This is a genomic window from Candidatus Pelagibacter sp. HIMB1611 (assembly GCF_052047715.1).
Classification (GTDB): domain Bacteria; phylum Pseudomonadota; class Alphaproteobacteria; order Pelagibacterales; family Pelagibacteraceae; genus Pelagibacter.
The window spans coordinates 211,446-234,344 of the sequence record NZ_JBNAJM010000001.1; the positions used below are offsets into that span (position 1 = coordinate 211,446).

Sequence of the window (22,899 nt, forward strand, 5' to 3'; positions counted from 1 at the left end):
TTTTTTTGTTAATTAAAAATCATGAAAAAAATTTTCCTAGTTTATGGTCATTATAATGACAATTCATTTAATGCAGCAATTAAAAATGAATTTATCAAACACTCTGAATTAAAAGGTAATAAAGTAGACGTTGTAGATTTATACAAAGAAAAGTTTGATCCTGTATTTGCTGGTGAGGACCCAAGCGCTGAAGTCTTAGATCATCGTAAGAGAATAGAAGAGAGTGATACAATTGTATTAGTTGCACCAATATGGAATTTTAGAATGCCAGCAATTGTTGAAGGATGGATTGATAAAGTGTTGGCACCACCATGGGCATTTAGATTTAAGCAACTAGTTGGAAACTATGGTTATCCAATTGGTAATTTAAGAAAAAAGAAAGCCGTAATTTTTTGTACATATGGTTCACCAAGACTAGCTATCACTACATTTTTTTTAAATTTACCGATTAGAAGACTTAAAAGAGGGGTATTTCATATGTGTGGCATATATAACATTACCTATCGAAGATATTTTGCAGTACCTTTTGTAAGTGACTCAAAAAGACAAGAGTTCTTAGAAGATGTTAGAAAAACTGCGAATAATATTTAGCACTTTATTAATTCTATTATTAACTACTGTTTATTCATATTCAGAGTTGATAAACCCAAGCAAAAATATTTCTCCAAAAGAAGTTGTTGAAATTCAACTTAATGGTCTCAAACAAAATGATTTAGAATATAAAGACAGAGGGATTGAGCAAACCTGGACCTTTGCTCACCCAAACAATAAAAGAGTAACAGGTCCCCTAGGTAATTTTAAGCGAATGATCAAAGGAGCCTCCTATAACATGATGATTAACCATTTAAGCCACACTATCACAGAGCTTGGCAGTAGTGACAAATGGGCCCAATTTGAGGTCATCATTTTAGATAAGGACAAAATTTATCACAAGTTCAATTGGCAGGTTGAAAAATATATAGAAGAAGGAGTTTTAAAAGATTGCTGGTTGACCACAATGGTCTCAAGTCCAATTCCACTCGGCAGCTCAATTTGATTATCCACAGATACATTTTTGTTTCGTTACTAATAAAAATTTAGTAGGAATCACGAAATGAAAACAAAAACTAAAGTCGTAGTAGTTGGTGGTGGAGTAGTTGGTGTAAGTGCTCTTTATCATTTAGCAAAAAAAGGTTGGTCTGATGTAGTTCTTGTTGAGAGAAAAGAATTAACCTCAGGTTCAACTTGGCATGCAGCAGGTTTATTGCCATTATTTAATATGAGTTACTCTGTAGGTCAGCTACATAAGTATGCAGTAAATCTTTACAAAACTTTAGAAGAAGAAACTGGAAAAAATGTTGGCTTTAGTGTTGTTTCAAATATTCGTTTAGCAAGTACAAAAGATAGAATGGATGAATACCATCAGTACGCAGGTGTTGCTCGAACGATTGGAGTAGATGTAAAATTTTTAACTCCACAACAAGTAAAAGAAATTTGGCCTCTATGTCATACAGATGATTTAGTTGGAGCAATTCAACACCCAGAAGATGGATACATTCAACCAGCAGATTTAACACAAGCTTTAGCTACTGGTGCAAGAAATAGGGGAGCGGAGATTTATAGAAACACAACTGTTCTGTCAATGAGACAAACAAAAGATGGATGGATTGTTGAAACAGATAAAGGATCAATAGAGTGTGAACATGTAATCTCTTGTTCTGGAAATTTTGCAAGACAAACTGGTGAAATGGTTGGATTAGATATTCCAGTTATCCCTGTTGAACATCAATACATCGTAACCGAACCACATCCTGCTATTCAACAAAGAAAAAAAGACGGTTTACCAGAAATGGGAGTTTTAAGAGATAGCGATAGTAGATGGTATATGAGAGAAGAAGCGGGTGGATTAATTTTAGGACCTTATGAAGATGGTGCACCAGCATGTTATGTAGAAGGACCATCAAAGAATTCTGAATACGAATTATTTCAAGAAGATTTAGATAGATTAGCTCCACATATTGAAGGAGCAATACATAGAGTTCCAGCTTTTGGAGAAGTTGGAGTTAAGAAAGTTTATAATGGAGCAATTTGTTATACACCTGATGGAAATCCAATTGTTGGACCTGCTTGGGGATTAAAAAATTTTTGGATTAATGAAGGTCATAGTTTCGGAATAACTGCAGCTGGTGGTGCAGGTTGGCAACTTGCTGAATGGATTGTAGATGGTGAACCAACAATTGATATGTTGGGAGTTGAACCAAGACGATATGGAAACTATGCAACAAAATCTTATTTGAAAGCTAAAAATGAAGAGGCTTATAGTCATGTATTTATAGTTCACTATCCAGACGAAGAAAGACCTGCAGCAAGACCCCTAAGAACAGCTCCATGTTACGAAAGAATGAAAAATTTAGGAGCAGTTTTTGGACAAAAATTTGGATGGGAAAGACCTAACTTTTTTGCAACAGATGGAATGGAACAAAAGGATGATTGGTCGTTTAGAAGATCAAAATGGTTTGATGCAATTAAAAAGGAATGTCAAAATGTAAAAGAAAATGTTGGTCTTTTAGATATGACTGCTTTTGCAAAATGCAGAATAAGAGGACCTAAAGCAGAGGAATTTTTAGATTATTTAGTTGCAAACAAACTTCCAAAAAAAATTGGAAGAATAAATCTATGCCACGCATTAAATACCAAAGGAGGTGTGCACTCAGAATTTACAATTATGAAAGAAGCAGAGAATAGTTACTATTTAGTATCAGCTGGAGCAAATTTAAGATTAGATCATGATTGGATTCAAAAATGGATGCCAGATGATGGATCTGTAATTTTTGAAGATTTAACAAATAGCACAGGTGTATTGGTAGTTGCTGGCCCTAAAGCAAGACAACTAATGCAAAAAGTTTCAACAGATGATTTTTCTAATGAAAACTTTAAATGGCTTACAGCAAAAAATGTAAATGTAGGATATGCACCAGTTAATGCTATGAGAGTAAATTTTGTTGGTGAACTTGGATGGGAGCTTCATCATCCAATCGAGTATCAAAATCATATTTTTGATAAATTAATGGAAGCTGGTAAAGATTTAGGAATTAAACCATTCGGTATAAGAACAATGAATAGTTTAAGAGTAGAAAAATCTTACAAACTAGTAGGAACAGAATTATCAATTGAATATTCTCCATACGAGTCAGGACTAGATAGATTTATTCATCCAAATAAAGGAAACTTTATTGGTTTAGAGGCACTTAATAAATGGAGAGAAAAAGGTTTTGATAACAAATTAGTAACTTTAGAAGTTCACAATACTAAAGACGCAGATGTTCTAGGAAATAATCCTATATTTAAAGACGGTAAAGTCGTTGGAAGAGCAACAGGCGGCGAGTTTGGATTTAGATTAGATAAATCAATTGCTCTTGCAATGGTAAAACCTGATTGTTCTAATGTGGGCGACAAATTACAAGTTGATATATTGGGTGAAATGTATGACGCTACCGTCTTAGATGAAAGTCCATACGATTCAGAAAATAATTTGTTGAGAGCTTAATGAAAATTTTAGTAGCAGTAAAAAGAGTTATTGATTACAACGTTCAAATCAGAGTTAAAGAGGATGGCACTGGTGTAGTTACAGACAATGTAAAAATGTCAACCAATCCACCAGATGATAATGCAATCGAAGAGGCAGTAAAAATTAAAGAAGCAGGAAAGGCAACTGAAGTGGTTGCAATCACTGTAGGTGAAGAAAAAGCTCAAGAAACTGTTAGAAAGGCTTTAGCAGTTGGAGCAGATAGAGGAATTCATGTGAAAGCAGATGGAATACTAGAGCCATTAGCTGTTTCAAAAATTTTACAAAAAGTTGTTGAAAATGAAAAACCAGATTTAGTTTTTATGGGAAAACAAGCAATTGATGATGATTGTAATCAAACAGGTCAAATGTTGAGTGCATTATTAAATTGGCCACAAGCAACTTTTGCATCAAAGATTGATGTAAAAGATAATAAGCTAGAAGTTACTAGAGAAATAGATGAGGGACTTGAAACAATTGAAATAAATGTTCCTGCTATTGTAACTTGCGATTTAAGATTAAATGAACCAAGATACGCTTCTCTTCCAAACATTATGAAGGCAAAGAAAAAACCAATTGAAGAAATTTCTGCATCTGATCTAGGTATTGATACTTCTCCAAGAGTAGAGCAAATTAAAGTAGAAGAGCCACCAAAAAGAAAAGCGGGCATTAAAGTGGCTAATGTAGCAGAATTAGTTCAAAAATTAAAAAATGAGGCAAAGGTAATATAATGGCAGTTTTACTTATAGCAGAGCATAATAATAAAGAGTTAAGACCATTTACATTAAATGCGGCTACAGCCGCTTCACAAATTGATAGTGAAGTTCATGCTGTGATAATTGGAAATGATAGTGCAGAGGCATCAAAACAATTATCAGAACTTCCAGTAATTAAAAAAGTATTAAGCGTTGAAGCACCACACTATGAAAATTTCACTGCAGAAAATTTTGCTCCGGTTGTGGTTAAGTTAGCAGAAAATTATTCTCATATCATTTGTTCAGCAAATACATTTGGTAAAAATTTAATGCCAAGAATTGCAGCTCATCTTGATACCTCACAAGTTAGTGACATTATAAAAGTAATATCATCTGATACTTTTGTTAGACCAATTTATGCTGGGAATGCTTTTGCAACAGTTAAAAGTAATGATGCAAAAAAATGTGTAACTATTAGACCAACTTCATTTGAACCTTGTGAAAGCTCAGGAGGCTCAGCACCAATTGAGAAAATTGATGCTGGTGAAGAATTTTCAAATACAAAATTTATAAAAAGAGAAGAAATTAAATCTGATAGACCTGAACTTGGTACAGCTAGAATTGTTGTATCAGGTGGAAGAGGAATGCAAAGTGGAGATAACTTTAAATTAATTACTGAAATTGCTGACAAACTTGGGGCAGCTATTGGAGCATCAAGAGCTGCAGTTGATGCAGGTTATATAAGCAATGATCATCAAGTTGGGCAAACCGGAAAAGTTGTTGTGCCAGATTTATACATAGCTGTTGGAATATCAGGAGCAATTCAGCATTTAGCGGGCATGAAAGAAAGTAAAGTTATAGTTGCAATTAATAAAGATGGTGAGGCCCCAATTTTTAGCGTTGCTGATTATGGTCTTGAAGCAGATCTCTTTGAAGCTTTGCCTCAGTTCATGGAAGAACTGAACAAATTAAACACTATACAAAAATAATCCTTACAGTTAAAAATTAGATTATGTCTAGAGAATCTATGGAATACGATGTTGTAATCATTGGTGGTGGCCCATCAGGATTAGCGACTGCAATTAAATTAAAACAATTAGATTCAAATTTGAATGTTTGTTTGCTTGAAAAAGCTTCAGAAATAGGAGCTCATATTTTGAGTGGGAATGTTTTTGAAACAAGAGCTCTAGATGAGTTATTACCTAATTGGAGAGAACTTAACTCGCCAATTAAAACAAAAGTAACAAAAGAAAAATTTTTATTTTTAGGAAAAACAAAATCTTTAAGTTGGCCAACTTGGCTTTTGCCAGCAGTTCAACAAAATCATAAAAATTATATTATTAGTTTAGCGAACTTATGTAGATGGTTAGCTGAACAAGCAGAAACTTTGGGTGTAGAAATTTTTCCAGGTTTCCCAGCAAGTGAAATTTTATATAACGATGACGGGTCTGTTAAAGGAGTAGCTACTCAAGATATGGGTATAGATAAAGAGGGCAACAAAAAAGATAGCTTTGAACCAGGCATTGAGCTTTTAGGAAAAGTAACAGTTTTTGCTGAAGGTTGCAGAGGTCATCTAGGAAAACAATTGATTCAAAAATTTGAACTGAGTAAAGGAAAAGATCCCCAGCAATATGGAATTGGTTTTAAGGAAATTTGGGAAATAGAAGAAAAAAATCATGAAGAAGGACTAGTAATGCATACAGCTGGGTGGCCACTTGATAATAATACTTACGGTGGAAGCTTTATGTATCACGCTGAAAATAAACAAGTGTTTTTAGGCTATGTAATAGGATTGGATTACAAAAATCCACATTTATCTCCATATGATGAATTTCAAAGATTTAAAACTCATCCAGCAATTAAAAAAATAATAGAGGGAGGAAAAAGAATTTCATATGGCGCAAGAGCATTAATCGAGGGAGGATTTCAAAGTTTACCTAAAATGTTTATGCCAGGTGCATTATTAGTAGGATGTGATGCCGGTACATTAAATATGCCTAAAATTAAAGGCTCTCATACCGCAATGAAAAGTGGAATGATAGCAGCTGAAACTATCAATGAACACTTAAAAGAAAATAAAGATTTATCTAATTATGAAGATAAATTTAAAAAAAGTTGGTTATATAAAGAATTATTTGAGGCTCGAAATGTAAAACCTAGTTTTAGTTGGGGACTAATTTTGGGGATTATCTTTACAGGTATTGATCAAATTTTGTTTAGAGGAAAACTTCCGTTCACTCTTAAACACAAACATGCAGATCATGAAACATTAAAACCTGCAAGTCAAATGCCTAAAATTGATTATCCAAAGTACGATAATGTAATAACTTTTGATAAAACTAGTTCAGTTTATCTTACAGGAACTAACCATGCTGACAATCAACCTGTCCACTTACAACTTAAAGATCCTGATTTACCAATCAAATACACTTTAGAAAAATTTGATGAACCTGCACAAAGATATTGTCCTGCTGGAGTATACGAAGTGCAGAAAGAAAATGATGTTAATAAGTTTGTAATTAATTCGCAAAATTGTATTCATTGTAAAACTTGCGATATTAAAGAGCCTTCACAAAACATAACTTGGGTGACACCAGAAGGTGGTGGCGGACCAAGATATGGAAATATGTAAATTAGGACAAATCTATTGCAAACTTTTTTAAAGTTTCAATAGGTACATATTTAAGAGTGTTTTCGTGGGTTCTTTTCAAAAATATTGGACATCCTTTACCGGCTTCAACTGCTCTTGCATACCAACTGGCACATAAACACCATCCATCTCCATCTTTTAGACCTGGAAACCCAAATTCAGGATGTGGAGTAATTAAATCGTTACCTGCTTTTTTCATCCACTCTAAGCATTCGGTAGTAACTTTAGCACAAACTGTATGTACACCGTGGTCATTTTCATCTGTATTGCAACATCCATCTCTAAACCAACCTGTTAATGGATCATTGGAGCATTCTTCTAGATCTTCGCCTAGAACATTTTTTTGAATTTTTTCTTTATTGGTCATTAAATTTTCGTTGTCGTTATATTTTAGAATTTTGAAAAATACTCTCGTCAATTAAACCATTAAAAGATATTGATCTTCTTTCTTCATCAGTGTCCTTAAAAGGATAAACTGTATGCATGAGATAATGTGGAAAAAAATAAAAATCACCAACTTTTGGAATTATTTTTTGAGTTGAGTTAGACAAAAATTGTCTTGTTCCATGTATCAAATTTAAAGTTCCACCCAAATACTCAACGTCTTCTTTATTTTGAATATGTTTTCCTAGTGTACTCGGTACTTTTAAAAAACCAGCACCAGATATATGTCCTGCGTGCCAGTGAACTGGATTATATTCATTTTGAAATTGCCTTACTACCCATGACTCTATTATATTAAATTTAGTAATATCCTTATCTATTGAGACTTTGATCCATTTTTGAACACACTGCGCTAAAAAGTTTAACCATCCACACTCTTTCATAAAATTTTGTTCTAATTTAAACTCTTGTGTCACATCACCTGCAAGTTTGTAACCTAAGTTTAATTCATTTGATTTTTGATTATCTAATATAATTGTATCTATATGTTCATTTAATTTATCAACCATTGTTTGAGGAATTTTAACTTTAAATACTGATGGACCAAAAGGCCTAGAAATTTGCCAATCATTTTCTTTTTGAGACGACATAAATTATATTTTTGTTGGGTTAGGCTGTCCTTTATAAACTTCTTCAGGATCAAATTTTTTTTCTTTTTCAAGAAATTCCATTTCTATTTTGCGTCCATTATCAATTGGTCCCATAGGAATAGATCTGTAAAAGCATGATCTGTATCCAACATGGCAACTAGCGCCGTCACCTATATCAACTATTAACCAAATTGAGTCTTGATCATCATCAATTCTGATCTCAGTCACTTTTTGAGTGAACCCACTTGTTTTACCTTTGTGCCAGATTGTTTTTCTAGATCTACTAAAGTAGTGAGCTTCTTTGGTTTCTATTGTTTTTTTTAATGCTTCAACATTCATATAGCCGTGCATTAAAATGTCTTTGGTTTTTGAACACATTGTAATGACAGGTATTAAGCCATCATTATCAAATTTTGGTGAAAGAAGATTTCCTTCCTCGATATCGTAGATATTTTCTCTTTTTTTGAACATAGAATGTGATTATGTAGCACATATCTAAATATAATAAATATTTTAAAATTAGGTAATTACTGTATAAAAAGGTGCTATGAAATTAGTAAAAGACACTGACAATAAGTTAAGTGAAAATAAGCAAGTTTCAGACAAAGATGCTGAAGAAGCTTTTAAAACAATTTTAACATGGATGGGCGAAGACCCAAACAGAGAAGGTTTATTAGAAACTCCAAAAAGAGTTGTTAAAGCATTTAAAGAATATTTTAAAGGTTACAAAGAAGATCCAGATAAAATTTTGGATAAAACTTTTGGTGACGTAGAGGGATATGATGACATGGTTGTCCAAAAAAATATTTCTGTTCAAAGTCATTGTGAACATCACATGGCACCAATTATTGGAAAAGCTCATGTTGCTTATATTCCAAAAGAAAGAGTTGTAGGTTTAAGTAAACTTGCAAGAGTAGTTGAAGTATTTTCTAAAAGACTTCAAACTCAAGAAAGACTTACAATGCAAATTGCAAATACTTTAATGGAATCATTAGATGCAAAAGGTGTTGCAGTAACAATTGATTCAACTCATCAGTGTATGACTATGAGAGGAATTAAAAAAGAACAAGCAACTACGGTAACAAATTATTATTTAGGTCAATTCAAAGAAGATTTAAGTTTTCAAAATAGATATTTACGATTTATTAGCACTACGCTAAAAGATTAAAGTGTCTGATCAATTCAAAGCAATAGTTCTTAATCAACAAGGTGAAAATTTTACTAGAGAAGTAAAATCTTTAGATAGAAGTTTTTTAAAACATGGGGATGTAACTGTTCAGGTAGAATATTCAGATTTAAATTTTAAAGATGGAATGATTCTAAAGAATGGTGGAAGACTAGTAAAAGAGTATCCACACATACCAGGAATAGATTTTTCAGGAAAAGTAATTGAAAGTGAAAATTCAAAATTTAAATCAGGCGATGAAGTAATATTAACTGGTTTTAGAGTTGGAGAAGTATTTTTTGGTGGTTATTCTCAGATAGCAAAAGTTAATGCAGACTTCCTAGTAAAAAAACCTGATAACTTAAGTAGCAAGCAGGCAATGATTTTAGGGACAGCAGGCTTAACTTCTTTAATGAGTGCTTTTGCAATTCAAGCAAGAGAAAGTATTTTGCTTGGAGAAAAAGTAAATGATGTTTTGGTAACAGGAGCAACTGGAGGCGTTGGCAGTGTTGCAATAATGGTTTTAACTAAATTAGGATACAATGTAACTGCAGTATCTGGAAAAGATAGTAAGTCAGATTATTTAAAATCTTTAGGTGCAAAAAACATTATAAATAGAGCTGAATTTGACAAAGATCCAAGACCTATAGATAAAGGTTTATGGGATGGAGTAGTAGATACCGTTGGAGGGAAAATTTTAGCAAACGCAATTGCACAAACAAAACCTAATGGAATTATAGCTGTATGTGGAAATGCAAATAGTAATGAACTTAACACCAATTTACTTCCTTTTATGTTACGAGGTATTAAGGTTTGGGGAATGGACTCTGCAAATTGTAGTATAAAAAGAAGAGAATTTATGTGGGGTGAAGCTTCAAAATTAATTGATTTTGAATTGCTTGAAAAATCAGTTTTAACAGTAGGTTTAGAAGAACTAATTGAAACTTATCCTAAAATTTTAAAAGGTGAAATTTCTGGAAGAGTATTAGTGGATGTTAATAAATAATGGATTGGGATAAATTAAAAATTTTTCATGCAGTCGCAGAAGCTGGAAGTTTTACAAATGCTACTGTAAATTTAAACCTTAGCCAATCTGCAATCAGTAGACAAATACAGTCCCTAGAACAAGATTTGAAAGTACAACTTTTTGAAAGACATGCAAGAGGATTAACTCTTACAGAAAACGGTGAATATGTTTTTAAAACTGCACATGAAGTAATAAGTAAGTTGAAAGAAGTTGAAACATCTTTAGGTGATCAGAAGAATAAACCAACAGGAAAATTAACCATAACAACAGTAAGAAGTTTTGGTACTCACTGGTTAACACCTAGAATTCAAGAATTTATGAGACTTAATCCAGAGATTGAGATTGAACTAGTCTTTGATGATAAAGAATTAGATCTAAGTACAAGACAGGCTGATATTGGAATTTTCATGAGAAGACCAAAACAGCTTAATTATATTCAAAAAAAGCTAGTTGATATTAAATATTATATATATGGATCAAATAAGTACTTAGAAAAAAATGGAATGCCAAAAACAATAAATGATCTAAATAAACATAAATTTATTTCGTTTGGAAAAGGAGCACCTTCTCCAGTTTATAATCCAGATTGGGCATTAAAAATTGGAATGCATGATGGTAAAAAAAGAAAATCAATCATGAAGGTAAATAGTGTAATGGGTCTTTTGTTAGCTGTAGAATCTGGGGTAGGATTGGCGGCACTTCCTGAATATTTAGTAACAAATTCAAACAACGTAATTAAAGTACTTCCGAAAGTAGAAGGGCCTATAACAGAAGCGCACTTTGTATATCCTCAGTCATTAAAAAATACTGCTAGAGTTCAAGCATTTAGAAATTTCTTATTTAGCAAAATCGGCGACTGGAAATAAAAATTTCCTACATTTAGCAATTGTAAAAAATTATTGATATATGCGTCAATATATGCGATTGATAATCATTCGCATTGAGAATAATTCTCATTCGCAAAAAAATTAGGGTAAAGAAAAGGATACAAATGAAAAAAATAACGTTATTAGCATTAATTTTATTTTTCTTTGCCAAAATGAGCTTAGCTGGTGAAGTAAATGTTTTTAGTGCAAGACATTACGATTCTGACATTCAGTTGTATGAAAAGTTTACTAATAAAACAGGTATAAAAGTTAACGTAGTTTCAGGTAAAGACAAAGCGTTACAAAAAAGAATTACTGAAGAAGGAAAAGATTCTAAAGCTGATTTATATATTACAGCAGATGCTGGAAGACTAGGTGCGTTTGACGAAAAAGGTATGTTTCAGAACTCTATGTCAGCGCAGATTGAAGCTTTAGTGCCAGCAAACTTTAGATCTGATAATTGGACAGGTATCGCTAAAAGAGCAAGAATAATTTACTACTCACCAGAAAGAGTAAGTTCAGAAGATTTAAAAGGGATAACTTATGAAAGTTTGTCAGATTCAAAATGGAAAGGAAAAATTGTAATTAGAAAATCTAATAATATTTACAATCAATCTCTTGTTGCATCATTAATCAAAAATAATGGTAAAGAACAAACTTTAGAATGGGCAAAAAAATTAGTTTCAAATTTTGCAAGAAATCCTAAAGGAAATGATAGAGCTCAAATTTTAGCTGTTGCTGCTGGTGAAGCTGATTTGGCTATAGCAAACACTTATTACTATGCTTTGATGTTATCCGGTCAAAAAGGAGAAGATCAAAAAGAAGCTGCTCAAAAGGTATTACCTTATTTTCCAAATCAAAACAATAGAGGGACACATATGAATATAAGTGGTGGAGGTATTTTAAAAAATTCTCCTAATCCTGAAAATGCAAAAAAATTACTAGAATTTCTTTTAACAAAAGAAGCACAACAACATATAGTAAACAATACATTTGAATACCCAATGATAGATGGTGTTGAACCACACCCTCTTATAAAAAAAATGGGTGAAAATTTTAAACAGGATTTAAAAACAAAAGTTGGAGACTATAAAAAAAATCAGGCTGATGCATTAGAAGTAATGTTGATGTCTGGTTGGAAATAAAAGAGGTTAACACTAAGTACTTTTGCTATAAAGTTTATTACCCTACTTAATACCAATAGTACTTCGTTAAAAATGAGTAATAAAATTAATATTTGGTTTTTGAGCTCTTTGCTCATTTCTATGATAGTTGCGATACCAATTGTAACTGTATTTACTAGTTTTTTTGAACCAACTGGTGAGTATTTATCAATAGTTAAAAACACATTTTTGTTTGAATATATTTCTAATTCAATAATTCTTGTAATTGGAGTTTTAATTACAACTTTTGTAATTGGTGTGGGATCTGCTTATTTAGTTTCATTTTATAAATTTCCTGGAGTTAATTTTTTTAAATGGGTTTTAATTTTATCGTTTGCAGTTCCAGCTTATATTTATGCATATTCATTAACTGCTTTTTTTGAAAACTATGGAACAGCTTTTTCAATTATGAAAAACTTATTTGGTGATGGAAATTATAATAATGTTTTACCTAAATTTGATGGAATGCTAGGAGCTATAATTTCAATTTCATTTTCACTATTTGGTTATGTTTACGTGTTAACAAGAACCTCATTTCATTATCAATCTCAAAATTTGCTAGAACTTGGTAAAAACCTTGGTTTTTCAACAAAAAAAACATTTTTTAATATTATTTTACCATCAGCAAGACCAGCAATTATTGCTGGATTATCTTTAGTTGCTATGGAGACTTTATCAGATTTTGGTGCAGTATCTTTTTTTGGGATATCGACTTTAACCACTGGAATTTATGATGCGTGGATATCTTTTGATGATTTGGCTTTAGCAAACAGAATATCTTTTTTTCTTTTAATTTTTATATTTGGATTATTTTTTTTAGAGAATATATCTAGAAAAAAAGCACAGTATCATTCGCCTGCTAAAGGAAATTTTAAAACGAAAACTCTCAAAAAATTAAATGGTTATAAATCTTTAATGGCAATAATATTTTGTTCATTTGTATTTCTTGCAAGTTTTATATTCCCAGTTTTGCAAATGTTGTATTGGACAATAAAATTTCCAAAACATTTTATAGATTTAAATATTGTAGAATTACTGTCAAATACATTGATATTAGTCTTCTTATCAGGCTCTCTTTTAATATTTTTATCTTTCATATCAAATTATGGAAATAGAATTAGCAAAAATAAGTTACTAAACATACTAACAACTTTTTCAATTACTGGTTACGCGATACCAGGCATAATATTAGCTGTTGCCTTCATAACTTTTATTTCTTGGTTTGATGAAAATGTTTTTTATTTTTTTGATATAAAACAAATTTTTATTGGATCTATAATTGGTTTAGTAATTGTTTATTTTGTAAGATTTTATTCTTTAGCTAACAACGGTATTAAATCTGGATATTTAAAAATTAATTATTCAATTGATGAAAGTGCATATCTATTAGGTTATTCAAAATTAAAAACTTTTTTAAATATTCATATCCCTTATCTTAAAAACTCAGTCTTATTAATTGCTATATTGTTATCAATCGAAATAATCAAAGAATTACCAATTACATTAATTATGCGTCCTTTTAATTTTGAAACATTTGCCACCCAAGCCTATATATTTGCTTCACAAGATTTACTTGAAGCTGCTGCTGCACCTTCATTAATACTTATTATGATTGCAAGTATTTTTATATTAATTACATCTAAGTATATGTTTAAAGATAAATAAAATGAGAAATAATTTTTTAGAAATTGAGAATGTTACTTTTGCTGCAAGCTCTAAAAATAAAGTAACCAATGTTTCATTTAATATTGAAAATGAAGGAGACATAGTTTGTTTGTTAGGCCCCTCTGGAATTGGAAAAACTACAATATTAAGAACAATAGCTGGTCTTGAAAAAATTCAGTCTGGTAAAATTATTTTAAAAAATAAAATTATTTCATCTAGAGAAAACCATGTTGAACCTGAGGATAGAAATATATCTTTGGCTTTTCAAGACAACTCTTTATTTCCTCACTACAATGTTTTGGAAAATATAAATTTTGGGGCTGAGAGAAATAAAAAAAAGAAGAAAGGTTTAAATTTTAAAGAAATAGTGAAATTTCTTCATTTAGAAAAAATCTTAGAAAAATATCCTCATGAAATTAGTTCTGGAGAAGCTCAAAGAGCCTCTTTAGCCAGATCTTTGTTATCAAATCCTGATTTGTTACTATTAGATGAACCTTTGTCGAATATAGATCAAAGTTTCAAAGAAGAAATACAGGTAAAGTTAAAGCAAATCTTAAAAGACTTAAAAATTACAACAATAATTGTTACACACGACTCTTACGAAGCATTCTATTTAGGTAACAAATGCGGAATTATTTTAGACGGAGAACTCAAACAATTTGATGATCCCTATAATGTTTATCACTTCCCAAATTCTGTTGATGTAGTTAATTTTTTAAACAGAGGAATATTAATTCCAGCAAAAGTTACAGATGAAAATACTTTAGAAAATGATGATTTAGGTACAATTAAAGGTAATTTTACAAAACATTATCCAAAAGGATCTAAAGTCCAGTTATTGTTACAGCCTGAAGATTTAGAACATGATGATAAAAGTAATTTAAAATTAGAAGTGGTAGACAGAAAGTTCAGAGGAACAAATTTTATATATACTCTAAAAACCAGTAGTGATTTGTTAATTCCTGTTTTTGTTCATTCTCACCACGTTCATCAACATGAAATTGACGAAAAATTTGGGATTAAACGACCGATAAATATTGATCACATAGTTTGTTTTTAATAGAACCCAAATAAATGCTTACAAAAAAACAATTATTTACTAGAGGCATGTTGGATATTTCTCCACACATGTTGTCTGTGATCCCATTTGGAATAATTTGTGGAGCTATCGGTGTTGAATTGGGATTTGACCCATTATTAGTATATGCGATGTCTATTATTATTTTTGGTGGTGCATCACAAATTGTTTTTTTACAATTACTATCAGGTGGTGCGTCTGGATTAGTGGCAGCAACATCTGTCGGCGTTATTAATTCAAGACATCTTTTGTATGGAGCAGTTTTATCAGAGTACCTAGAAAAATTATCATTAATAAAAAAATTATTAATCTCTTATATTATTGTCGATCAAGGTTTTGCAGAATCTAATAAATTTTTTAAAAAAAACAAATCAGAGCAATACTTACACTATCATTTGATTGGTACAGGTTGCACGATGTGGGTTTGTTGGCAAATTGCTACATTGTCAGGGATTATTTTAGGTTCATTTGTTCCAGAGGAGCTTGGACTAAAATTTGCAATACCACTTACTTTTATAGCTATTGTAATACAAGATTTAAAAAAACTTGATCACTTAATTGTAATGATTGTATGTGGATTGAGTTCGTTATTATTTTATGATGCTCCATTTAGATCTTATATAATTATTTCACCTATACTCGCTTTGTTTGTTGCGGCTTTAATATTGAGGTTAAAAAAATAAAATGACCTGGTTATCAATTATTGTTGCAGGAATATTAACTTACTTTACTAGAATGACGATGGTAGCCTTAGTGAGTAGAGATATGTTGGGAGATAAAATAAAAGCTGTGTTAGCTTATGTTCCATCAGCCGTGTTTCCTGCAATAATATTTCCAGGAATTTTTATAAATGACTACGGTCAGTTCATTGAAATGGATGACCCTAAAATATTTGCTGCAATTGTTGCTGTAATTGTTGGTTATTTTTCAAGAAATATAATCGCAACTATTTTGTCTGGTTTAATTTCTTATTGGTTTTTGATATTTATCTAAAATGATCTTTAGACAAATATTTGATAGTGTTTCTAGCACTTATACTTATTTAATTGCATCTGGAAGGGGACGTGAAGCTTTAATAATAGACCCAGTCTTAGAAAAAGTTGATCAGTATATTAATTTGTTAAATCAATTAGATTTAAAATTAGTAAAGGTGATAGATACCCATATTCACGCAGATCATATCTCTGGAATTGCTGAACTAAGAGATAAAACTAATTGTGTAACTGTTATGGGTAATAAAACTCCTGCCGATGTAGTTGCAATGAGAGTATCAGATGAAGAGATAATCAAAATAGATGGAATTGATCTACAAGCTTTATACACTCCTGGCCATACTTCTGAGAGCTTTAGTTTTTTGATGGGTGATAGAGTGTTTACAGGAGATACATTGTTAATTAGAGGTACTGGTAGAACAGATTTTCAAAACGGAGATCCTAAAGACTCTTATAATTCAATATTTAACAAATTATTAAAACTACCTGATCAAACTCTAGTTTATCCTGCGCATGATTATAAAGGAGAAATGGTAAGTACTATTATAGAAGAAAGACAATTTAATCCAAGATTACAGGTAAAATCAGTAGAAGAGTACGTGGATATTATGAATAATTTAAATTTACCAGATCCCAAAATGATGGATGTTGCAGTTCCAAGTAATCTTAAGTTGGGCATTGATTTAAACCGTCAAAAAGTAAACAATGGAATTGAGCCAGAGGAGTTTAACAAGATTAAAAAAGAGGAGAATACAGTTCTGATAGATTTAAGAGAGCAAAATGAAATAGATAAAGAAGGTAAATTAGATAACAGTAATATAGTCCCATTTCCTTCCATGCATGATTACATTGAAAAAAATAAAGATAGCTTAAAAAATAAAAAAATTCTTTTTTACTGTGCTCATGGACACAGATCTACTTTGGCAGTTCAGATTTCTAAATCATATAATTTTGGTAACTGCTTTCACTTAATTGGTGGGCTAGAAAAATGGAAAAAAAAAGGATTAGAAATTAACTAATGACAGCATCAACTTTTCATTGGTCTTGTAAACATACTTGGAGAAGAAGTGCAAAGAATACAGCATGGTGTCTATTAGGTTGTGCCATCGGAGATTTTGGAACAATTTTATTTTTTCAACTTACACAAATTCCTCTTCCAGTATTAGGTATAATGATTCTAGCAATAATAAACGGTTTAATTACAAGTATAATATTAGAAACAATAATCCTAATGAGACAAGGTTTTGTATTTAATAATGCTTTGAAGACAGCTTCTGGAATGAGTTTGATTTCAATGATTAGTATGGAAGTAACGATGAATTTGACCGACTTTGTTTTAACAGGTGGTGCCATTTTAACTTGGTGGGTTATTCCAATTATGCTGATAGTAGGTTTTTTAACTCCATGGCCCTACAATTACTGGAGATTAAAAAAATACGGGATTAACTGTCATTAAATCTTAAATAAATCTTGTTTAAATAATAAAATAAAGACAAAGCTCTCAAAATCATAAATATCGTTAGTGATATCCATACACCATGATTTGAAATGTAATTTGTAAGAACTAAAGAAATTAATAAATATAAAGAAACAGAAAAAAACATAGCATTTCTAATTTCTTTTGTTTGAGAGGCTCCAATAAAAATACCATCAAATTGATAACAAAAAGATGCAAAAAAAGGCAAGATAATCATCCAAATTGAATAATCTAAACTTAAAGATCTTATTAGATCAATATCAGACATCATATAAATCACATTCTTATGAATAAAATAATAAACAACAGAAATACCTAAGCCTGTAACTGAACTTAAAATAAAAGAATTTTTAACAATTGAACTGAATAAATTTTTATCTTTTTTACCCAATGAATAACCAATAATTCCTTCAGTTGAAAATGCGTAAGCGTCTAAAATGAATGCTGATAGAAAGACGAGATTAATTAATATTGCGTTAGCAGCTATATACTCTTCTCCAATTTTTGATCCAAGGTATGTGAACCACAAAAAAGAAAAAGTAAGTAATATAGTTCGAATAAAAATATTAAAATTAATATTAAAAATATTTTTTAATTTATTTAGATCAACAATTTCCCTTAATATAAAATTAATCTTTGTAAGCTTGTTTAAATAAAAAAAAGTATAAATTAAAAAAACAGTAGAGGTAATTATCCCAGAAAAAAGAGTTCCATAAGCAACACCTTTAATATTTAAATTGTATTGAGTTACGAGAATTATGCTCAATATAATATTTAATATTGAGAAAAATCCTACTGCAATACTTGAAATTTTAGTTTTTTGTAATCCAACAAAAAGACCTGTTATAATATAAAGAGTAAGTTCACCTGGAGCTGAATAAATTCTAATTTTAAAATATTCTTCATAAAAAGAAGTAGTTTGTGAATTTAGATCAAATATTTGTAAACTTATCTTAAGAATTAAATTTTGAGCAAAAAATAAGACAATAGAAAGTATAATTACAAATAACAAATTTCTTAAAACAATATTAATAATTTCTTTATAATTTTCAGCTCCATTAGCTTGAGAAACCATACCGACTGTTCCCATTCTTAAAAATCCAAAGCTCCAAAAAATCATTGAAAATAAATTTGCTGCAACAGAGGTTGCAGATAAATAAGAAACATTACCTAAGTTACCCATTAAAGACGTATCAATAATTGCCACTAATGGAATAGCCAAGTTGGCAAAAAATATTGGAATAGATAATTTTAAAATATATCCAATAGATGATTTTTCCATGTCTGATGATTAATTATTATAATATTTTTTTTAATAAATTTTCTTTAAAGAATAATTTATGAATTATTACGGCACTTACATGTAAAGCAACTAAACCAATAAGTAGATAGTTTGATATTATATGAATATTATAAAATTGATCAGCAAGTTCAAAATTGTCTTTTATTTTTATTTCTTTTAAAAAAATCACCAAAGGTTCACCATTAAATAGTTTTTTCAATATTCCTGAAATAGTTATTGATAAGACTGCAATGTATAACAACAAATGATTGAGTTTAGCAATAAACCTTTGCCCCATAAAAGTAGCAGGTCCTAACTTTGGAACAGGATTAATCAAATTATTAAGTAATCTAAAAATTATAACGTAAAATATTCCAAGACCAATCAATACATGAATGTTTTCAATAGTTATCCTTTCCTCACCAAAATCTAAACCAACTAAATAAAAGCCAAGAGGAATTTGAATTAAAAGCAAGATTGCACTTAACCAGTGCATTAACTTTGAAATCAGTCCATATTCTGTTAAGGTGTTCTTAACATGCATAACTTATTAAAACATACCAAGAAGATCTTTGGTACAATAATCTTATCTTTAATTATGGTGTTTTCTGGCTCATTAGCTAATGCTGAGTTGTCAGTAGAAGATATTATTAAAAGTAGAAAAGCACTATTTAGTAAGAATTATAGCACCGCTAAGAAAGTACAGTCTTATTCTTCAAATGGAGATTTTGATGAAGCGATAGAACTAATGAAAGAAATGAGTGAAAATTACATTACTTTATTAGATCTATTTCCAGAAAATTCTAAAGAAGGATTTAAAACAGAAGCACTACCTGTAATTTGGGAAGAAAAAGATGCTTTCAACGCATTAATGCAAAAATCTGCTGATAATATGATCAAACTCACTTCTATTATAGAAGATGCAGATGATATTAGAGGAACTCTAGGAAAATTAATGTGGGCAAATTGTAAGGCCTGTCATTCCAAATATAGAAAACAGCATTAATAAATTCATATACCCATTTTGGTTAATTAAAATTAATTTTGTTTAATTAATTTAAAATCTAAGTAGTTTCATTTTTTTATGGATAAAATTCAGTCTCACGCAAAGCTCGTAATTATTGGTGGTGGAATAATGGGAGTTAGTTTGCTCTACCATCTTACAAAAGAAGGATGGAGTGATGTCGTATTGATTGAAAAAAGTGAACTTACTTCAGGATCAACTTGGCATGCTGCAGGTCAATGTCCTCATATGTTAACGAGTTTAAATCTTGCCAAAATACATCTTCATTCAACTAACCTTTATAAGTCACTAGAAAAAGAAACTGAACAACCAACAGGATTTCATGAAACAGGAAGTTTAAGGTTAGCATATACCAAAGAGGATCTTGAGTGGTTTGATTATACTAAAGGAATTTTAGATATAGCTGGTTCTCCATGTTCAATTATATCAACAGAAGAAATTCATCAATATCATCCTTTTATAAAGTTAGATGGAATTAAAGGTGCTTTTTTAACTCCAGAAGATGGCTACACAGATCCAACTAGCACTACAAATGCAATGGCTAAAGGAGCAAGAAATGGTGGAGCCAAAATTTATAGAAAAAATAGAGTAACTGATATTGAAAAATTGCCTTCAGGAGAGTGGAAAGTAATTACTGAAAAGGGTGATATTGTTTGTGAGCATGTTGTTAATGCTGCAGGAAGTTTTTGTCCAGAAGTAGCACAGATGGTTGGTTTAAAAAATGTTCCAAGTATAAATATGATCCATCAATACTTAGTTACAGAAGCACATACTGAAATAGAAAAATTAAGTAAAGAATTGCCAGTTGTAAGAGATCCAGACTCTTCTTCTTATCTAAGACAAGAGGGCAAAGGACTTTTAATTGGTCCTTATGAAAAAGATGTAGCAGCTTGGGCTTTAGATGGAATGGATTGGAAATTTGATATGGAGTTGTTAGATCCAGATCTTGATAGAATTGCAGAACACTTAGAAAAAGGAATGGATCGTATTCCACAGTTTAAAGATGTAGGTATTAAAAGAATTATATGTGGTCCTATTACACATACTCCTGATGATAATTTTTTAGCTGGTCCTGCACCTGGACTAAAAAACTTTTGGATGTTTTGTGCAGCAAGTATTGGAATTGCTCATGGAGGGGGAGCTGGAAAATACATGGCTCAGTGGATTGTGCATGGTGACTCAGAAATAAACATGATGGAATTTGAACCAAGAAGATACATGAGCTGGGTTGATAAAAATTATTCAGTTGAAAAATCAAAAGAGCAATATCGAAGAATGTATGTAACTCCAATGCCTAATGATGTTGTAGAGGTTGGAAGACCAATGAAAACAACGCCAATTTACCAAAAGTTGAAAGAAAAAGGTGCTGAATATTTTGATTTATATGGATGGGAAAAACCAGCTTGGTTTAATAAAGATAATATTAAAGAAGAATTAAGTTACAAAAGAAATAATTTATTTCCCATAATTCAAAAAGAATGTCTACATGTTCACAACAATGTAGGCTTGATAGATCTATCAACTTTTTCAAAATATGAAATTACTGGAGAAGATAGTTATAACTTTTTAGAAAGACTTTGTGTTAATAGAGTTCCAAAAAAAGATGGAAGTATTGTTTTAACTCATCTTTTAAATGATATTGGAAGAATTCAAACTGAACTAACTTTAACTAAATTAAAAGATAACCATTATTACGCATTATCAGGTGCAGTATCAGAAATTAGAGATTTGGATTGGCTAAATCAGAATAAAAAAGAAAACGAAAAAGTTGAAATTAAAAATATAACTTTAGACAAAGGTGTAATTGGTATTATAGGACCAAAATCAAGAATGGTTTTACAAAAATTAACAGATACAGATTTAGGAAATGAAAATTTCCCTTGGTTAAAAAGTAAGGAAATAAGTTTAGGTAACATTACTGTAGAAGCTTTAAGAGTAAACTATATGGGTGAACTAGGTTGGGAACTGCATCATGACTTTAAAGACATGGAAAAACTATATGAGTTATTAAGTGAAGCTGGTAAGGAATTTGATATTATAGATTTTGGAGCTCATGCAATGAATTCTATGAGGATTGAGAAGGGATACAGAGGTTGGGGGTCAGAATTAACTCCAGAAATTAGCGTAGTTGAAGCAGGCTTGGAAAGGTTTTTTAATATTGAAAAAAAATCTGAATTTAAAGGATCCAAAATTGTATCGAATTTAATAAAAAATGGTCCAAAAATTAAATTAGTTTATATGGAAGTTGATGCTGTAGATGCAGATGCTCATGGAAATGAACCAATTTACTCTAATGGTAATTTAGTGGGTCTCACTACATCAGGGGCTTATGGGTATAGAGTAAACAAAAGTTTAGCCTTTGGATATGTCAAAACTGAATTTGCTAAAGTTGGAAATGAGTTTTTTATTAAAATCCAAGGAAAAGATGTTAAATCAAAAGTTATTGATGAACCTGCTTTTGATTCAAATAACGACAGGCTAAAGTCTTAAAATAAACAATGCTTCCAGTATCAGTAACAGATCATATAGAGGAATACGTTTCTCAAGAGATATATGTTCAGGTTGCAATAATTAAGGGTAAAGAAAAAATTTCTACAGATTCAGCAATCAAAAAATATTTTATTAGTAATCATTTTAAAGAATTAAGTTTAGGAAAACCTTATGATCATTTTATTGATGGTTTAAGAGACAAATGTTTAGGCAAATTAAAAAATTCTCCTATGAGAAACACAGAAACTGATGATGAAACAATTATAATGTTACAAAAAAAATTAAATGAATTAAGTGAAGTAGAATTAGAGGATACTTACTGGGAAATTGAAACTGGAGAATTTTTTTCAGGTGAACAAATTAAAGAGTTAGAAAAAGATCGAGATATGTTAATTACAAAATTAAACTCAACAGATGAAAACGAAGTTGTAAAAACAATTTTTAACTTTTGTGAAATTTATGAAAAGTTATGTGAAAAAAAATATCCTGAAGCACCACTCCCGCTAGAAATATTAAAGTCTAAAAATTAATTTTTTTAAGGGTTCGCTCTTTAGTTGATACCTAAAGAGCTCCCTTTTTATCGCCTCTTTGGCATTAAATCCAAACGGATTTTATTATTTTAAGTTTTTTTATATCTAACGATCTTCAGCTAAGTATCAGGTGGTAGCAATTTTAACATAAACCTCCTTCATATAAAAAGGTAATTATATCAAAATTATTTTCAATAAATTTATTTGCATTTAATGC

At 30.6% G+C, this 22,899-nt stretch carries 24 protein-coding genes; 19 read left to right on the forward strand and 5 right to left on the reverse strand.

What is annotated here, in order from left to right; translation table 11 throughout:
• The first annotated feature begins 21 nt into the window (after positions 1-21).
• From ACTTAS_RS01100 to ACTTAS_RS01125, 6 genes are read left to right on the forward strand one after another with little or no spacing between them, the layout of a single operon-like run.
• Positions 22-591 carry an NAD(P)H-dependent oxidoreductase gene (locus ACTTAS_RS01100; RefSeq protein WP_262590444.1) on the forward strand — a complete coding sequence of 190 codons (570 nt, stop codon included), beginning with the start codon at positions 22-24 and terminating at the stop codon, positions 589-591.
• Entirely contained in the window at positions 563-1,036 is a 474-nt protein-coding gene (locus ACTTAS_RS01105; RefSeq protein WP_440678030.1) for a hypothetical protein, read from the forward strand. The genes ACTTAS_RS01100 and ACTTAS_RS01105 overlap by 29 nt, the downstream gene beginning before the upstream one ends.
• A 57-nt stretch (positions 1,037-1,093) precedes the next feature.
• Positions 1,094-3,526 (forward strand): GcvT family protein, encoded by a 2,433-nt coding sequence (locus ACTTAS_RS01110; protein ID WP_440678031.1) that lies wholly within the window; start codon positions 1,094-1,096, stop codon positions 3,524-3,526.
• Positions 3,526-4,275, forward strand: coding sequence for an electron transfer flavoprotein subunit beta/FixA family protein (locus ACTTAS_RS01115; RefSeq protein ID WP_440678032.1), 750 nt, complete (start codon positions 3,526-3,528; stop codon positions 4,273-4,275). The genes ACTTAS_RS01110 and ACTTAS_RS01115 overlap by 1 nt, the downstream gene beginning before the upstream one ends.
• Positions 4,275-5,228 (forward strand): electron transfer flavoprotein subunit alpha/FixB family protein, encoded by a 954-nt coding sequence (locus ACTTAS_RS01120; protein ID WP_075506139.1) that lies wholly within the window; start codon positions 4,275-4,277, stop codon positions 5,226-5,228. Before ACTTAS_RS01115 ends, ACTTAS_RS01120 begins: the two co-directional genes overlap by 1 nt.
• 23 nt (positions 5,229-5,251) lie before the next feature.
• Positions 5,252-6,871 (forward strand): electron transfer flavoprotein-ubiquinone oxidoreductase, encoded by a 1,620-nt coding sequence (locus ACTTAS_RS01125; protein WP_440678033.1) that lies wholly within the window; start codon positions 5,252-5,254, stop codon positions 6,869-6,871.
• 1 nt (position 6,872) lies between these two features.
• Here ACTTAS_RS01125 and ACTTAS_RS01130 read toward each other — a convergent pair whose 3' ends face one another.
• Genes ACTTAS_RS01130 through hisI form a run of 3 tightly spaced genes read right to left on the reverse strand, consistent with a single transcriptional unit; the run spans position 6,873 to position 8,394 of the window.
• Complete coding sequence (locus tag ACTTAS_RS01130; RefSeq protein ID WP_440678034.1) at positions 6,873-7,256, reverse strand: DUF2237 family protein; 384 nt, start codon at positions 7,254-7,256, stop codon at positions 6,873-6,875.
• Positions 7,257-7,272: 16 nt separating this feature from the next.
• Positions 7,273-7,923 (reverse strand): putative 2OG-Fe(II) oxygenase, encoded by a 651-nt coding sequence (locus ACTTAS_RS01135; RefSeq protein WP_440678035.1) that lies wholly within the window; start codon positions 7,921-7,923, stop codon positions 7,273-7,275.
• Between the two features lie 3 nt (positions 7,924-7,926).
• Complete coding sequence (gene hisI / locus ACTTAS_RS01140; RefSeq protein WP_440678037.1) at positions 7,927-8,394, reverse strand: phosphoribosyl-AMP cyclohydrolase; 468 nt, start codon at positions 8,392-8,394, stop codon at positions 7,927-7,929.
• 76 nt (positions 8,395-8,470) lie between these two features.
• Between hisI and folE the strand changes: the two genes are divergently transcribed.
• The 10 genes from folE to ACTTAS_RS01190 all read left to right on the forward strand — a co-directional run bounded on the left by folE (position 8,471) and on the right by ACTTAS_RS01190 (position 17,335).
• Positions 8,471-9,091, forward strand: a complete 621-nt coding sequence (folE, locus tag ACTTAS_RS01145; protein WP_440678038.1) for a GTP cyclohydrolase I FolE — start codon at positions 8,471-8,473, stop codon at positions 9,089-9,091.
• A 1-nt stretch (position 9,092) separates the two neighbouring features.
• A complete protein-coding gene (locus tag ACTTAS_RS01150) occupies positions 9,093-10,094 on the forward strand; it encodes an MDR family oxidoreductase (RefSeq protein ID WP_440678040.1) in 1,002 nt (333 codons plus the stop codon).
• Positions 10,094-10,981 (forward strand): LysR family transcriptional regulator, encoded by an 888-nt coding sequence (locus tag ACTTAS_RS01155; RefSeq protein WP_075506134.1) that lies wholly within the window; start codon positions 10,094-10,096, stop codon positions 10,979-10,981. The genes ACTTAS_RS01150 and ACTTAS_RS01155 overlap by 1 nt, the downstream gene beginning before the upstream one ends.
• 125 nt (positions 10,982-11,106) lie before the next feature.
• Complete coding sequence (locus ACTTAS_RS01160) at positions 11,107-12,126, forward strand: extracellular solute-binding protein (RefSeq protein WP_440678041.1); 1,020 nt, start codon at positions 11,107-11,109, stop codon at positions 12,124-12,126.
• 72 nt (positions 12,127-12,198) lie between these two features.
• Positions 12,199-13,809, forward strand: coding sequence for an ABC transporter permease (locus tag ACTTAS_RS01165; RefSeq protein WP_440678042.1), 1,611 nt, complete (start codon positions 12,199-12,201; stop codon positions 13,807-13,809).
• Between the two features lies 1 nt (position 13,810).
• Positions 13,811-14,869 (forward strand): ABC transporter ATP-binding protein, encoded by a 1,059-nt coding sequence (locus tag ACTTAS_RS01170; RefSeq protein ID WP_440678043.1) that lies wholly within the window; start codon positions 13,811-13,813, stop codon positions 14,867-14,869.
• Positions 14,870-14,883: 14 nt separating this feature from the next.
• Positions 14,884-15,570 carry an AzlC family ABC transporter permease gene (locus ACTTAS_RS01175; protein ID WP_262590458.1) on the forward strand — a complete coding sequence of 229 codons (687 nt, stop codon included), beginning with the start codon at positions 14,884-14,886 and terminating at the stop codon, positions 15,568-15,570.
• Position 15,571: 1 nt separating this feature from the next.
• The gene (locus ACTTAS_RS01180; RefSeq protein WP_075506129.1) at positions 15,572-15,880 is read left to right on the forward strand and encodes an AzlD domain-containing protein; all 309 of its coding nucleotides are present in this window, start codon (positions 15,572-15,574) and stop codon (positions 15,878-15,880) included.
• A 1-nt stretch (position 15,881) separates the two neighbouring features.
• On the forward strand, positions 15,882-16,898 hold the full coding sequence (locus ACTTAS_RS01185; protein ID WP_440647622.1) for an MBL fold metallo-hydrolase: 1,017 nt from the start codon (positions 15,882-15,884) through the stop codon (positions 16,896-16,898).
• Positions 16,898-17,335, forward strand: coding sequence for a DUF4396 domain-containing protein (locus ACTTAS_RS01190; protein WP_440678044.1), 438 nt, complete (start codon positions 16,898-16,900; stop codon positions 17,333-17,335). The genes ACTTAS_RS01185 and ACTTAS_RS01190 overlap by 1 nt, the downstream gene beginning before the upstream one ends.
• Here ACTTAS_RS01190 and ACTTAS_RS01195 read toward each other — a convergent pair.
• Both ACTTAS_RS01195 and ACTTAS_RS01200 read right to left on the reverse strand, forming a co-directional pair.
• The gene (locus tag ACTTAS_RS01195; protein WP_440678045.1) at positions 17,322-18,638 is read right to left on the reverse strand and encodes an MATE family efflux transporter; all 1,317 of its coding nucleotides are present in this window, start codon (positions 18,636-18,638) and stop codon (positions 17,322-17,324) included. The genes ACTTAS_RS01190 and ACTTAS_RS01195 overlap by 14 nt on opposite strands.
• 16 nt (positions 18,639-18,654) lie before the next feature.
• Entirely contained in the window at positions 18,655-19,182 is a 528-nt protein-coding gene (locus tag ACTTAS_RS01200; protein WP_440678046.1) for a cytochrome b, read from the reverse strand.
• On the opposite strand from ACTTAS_RS01200, the gene ACTTAS_RS01205 reads away from it, so the two are divergent.
• The 3 genes from ACTTAS_RS01205 (at position 19,177) to ACTTAS_RS01215 (ending at position 22,682) form a co-directional block, all read left to right on the forward strand.
• Positions 19,177-19,644, forward strand: a complete 468-nt coding sequence (locus tag ACTTAS_RS01205) for a c-type cytochrome (protein ID WP_440678047.1) — start codon at positions 19,177-19,179, stop codon at positions 19,642-19,644. The genes ACTTAS_RS01200 and ACTTAS_RS01205 overlap by 6 nt on opposite strands.
• Before the next feature lie 78 nt (positions 19,645-19,722).
• A complete protein-coding gene (locus ACTTAS_RS01210) occupies positions 19,723-22,152 on the forward strand; it encodes an FAD-dependent oxidoreductase (RefSeq protein WP_440678048.1) in 2,430 nt (809 codons plus the stop codon).
• 8 nt (positions 22,153-22,160) lie between these two features.
• A complete protein-coding gene (locus ACTTAS_RS01215; RefSeq protein ID WP_440618226.1) occupies positions 22,161-22,682 on the forward strand; it encodes a hypothetical protein in 522 nt (173 codons plus the stop codon).
• Positions 22,683-22,899: the final 217 nt, after the last annotated feature.

What these genes read in the sequence shown, in the direction of transcription:
- ACTTAS_RS01100 (WP_262590444.1), top strand. Translation starts at nt 22, where the DNA reads ATGAAAAAAATTTTCCTAGTTTATGGTCATTATAATGACAATTCATTT.
- ACTTAS_RS01105 (WP_440678030.1), top strand. Translation starts at nt 563, where the DNA reads ATGTTAGAAAAACTGCGAATAATATTTAGCACTTTATTAATTCTATTA.
- ACTTAS_RS01110 (WP_440678031.1), top strand. Translation starts at nt 1,094, where the DNA reads ATGAAAACAAAAACTAAAGTCGTAGTAGTTGGTGGTGGAGTAGTTGGT.
- ACTTAS_RS01115 (WP_440678032.1), top strand. Translation starts at nt 3,526, where the DNA reads ATGAAAATTTTAGTAGCAGTAAAAAGAGTTATTGATTACAACGTTCAA.
- ACTTAS_RS01120 (WP_075506139.1), top strand. Translation starts at nt 4,275, where the DNA reads ATGGCAGTTTTACTTATAGCAGAGCATAATAATAAAGAGTTAAGACCA.
- ACTTAS_RS01125 (WP_440678033.1), top strand. Translation starts at nt 5,252, where the DNA reads ATGTCTAGAGAATCTATGGAATACGATGTTGTAATCATTGGTGGTGGC.
- ACTTAS_RS01130 (WP_440678034.1), bottom strand. Translation starts at nt 7,256, where the DNA reads ATGACCAATAAAGAAAAAATTCAAAAAAATGTTCTAGGCGAAGATCTA.
- ACTTAS_RS01135 (WP_440678035.1), bottom strand. Translation starts at nt 7,923, where the DNA reads ATGTCGTCTCAAAAAGAAAATGATTGGCAAATTTCTAGGCCTTTTGGT.
- hisI (WP_440678037.1), bottom strand. Translation starts at nt 8,394, where the DNA reads ATGTTCAAAAAAAGAGAAAATATCTACGATATCGAGGAAGGAAATCTT.
- folE (WP_440678038.1), top strand. Translation starts at nt 8,471, where the DNA reads ATGAAATTAGTAAAAGACACTGACAATAAGTTAAGTGAAAATAAGCAA.
- ACTTAS_RS01155 (WP_075506134.1), top strand. Translation starts at nt 10,094, where the DNA reads ATGGATTGGGATAAATTAAAAATTTTTCATGCAGTCGCAGAAGCTGGA.
- ACTTAS_RS01160 (WP_440678041.1), top strand. Translation starts at nt 11,107, where the DNA reads ATGAAAAAAATAACGTTATTAGCATTAATTTTATTTTTCTTTGCCAAA.
- ACTTAS_RS01165 (WP_440678042.1), top strand. Translation starts at nt 12,199, where the DNA reads ATGAGTAATAAAATTAATATTTGGTTTTTGAGCTCTTTGCTCATTTCT.
- ACTTAS_RS01170 (WP_440678043.1), top strand. Translation starts at nt 13,811, where the DNA reads ATGAGAAATAATTTTTTAGAAATTGAGAATGTTACTTTTGCTGCAAGC.
- ACTTAS_RS01175 (WP_262590458.1), top strand. Translation starts at nt 14,884, where the DNA reads ATGCTTACAAAAAAACAATTATTTACTAGAGGCATGTTGGATATTTCT.
- ACTTAS_RS01180 (WP_075506129.1), top strand. Translation starts at nt 15,572, where the DNA reads ATGACCTGGTTATCAATTATTGTTGCAGGAATATTAACTTACTTTACT.
- ACTTAS_RS01185 (WP_440647622.1), top strand. Translation starts at nt 15,882, where the DNA reads ATGATCTTTAGACAAATATTTGATAGTGTTTCTAGCACTTATACTTAT.
- ACTTAS_RS01190 (WP_440678044.1), top strand. Translation starts at nt 16,898, where the DNA reads ATGACAGCATCAACTTTTCATTGGTCTTGTAAACATACTTGGAGAAGA.
- ACTTAS_RS01195 (WP_440678045.1), bottom strand. Translation starts at nt 18,638, where the DNA reads ATGGAAAAATCATCTATTGGATATATTTTAAAATTATCTATTCCAATA.
- ACTTAS_RS01205 (WP_440678047.1), top strand. Translation starts at nt 19,177, where the DNA reads ATGCATAACTTATTAAAACATACCAAGAAGATCTTTGGTACAATAATC.
- ACTTAS_RS01200 (WP_440678046.1), bottom strand. Translation starts at nt 19,182, where the DNA reads ATGCATGTTAAGAACACCTTAACAGAATATGGACTGATTTCAAAGTTA.
- ACTTAS_RS01210 (WP_440678048.1), top strand. Translation starts at nt 19,723, where the DNA reads ATGGATAAAATTCAGTCTCACGCAAAGCTCGTAATTATTGGTGGTGGA.
- ACTTAS_RS01215 (WP_440618226.1), top strand. Translation starts at nt 22,161, where the DNA reads ATGCTTCCAGTATCAGTAACAGATCATATAGAGGAATACGTTTCTCAA.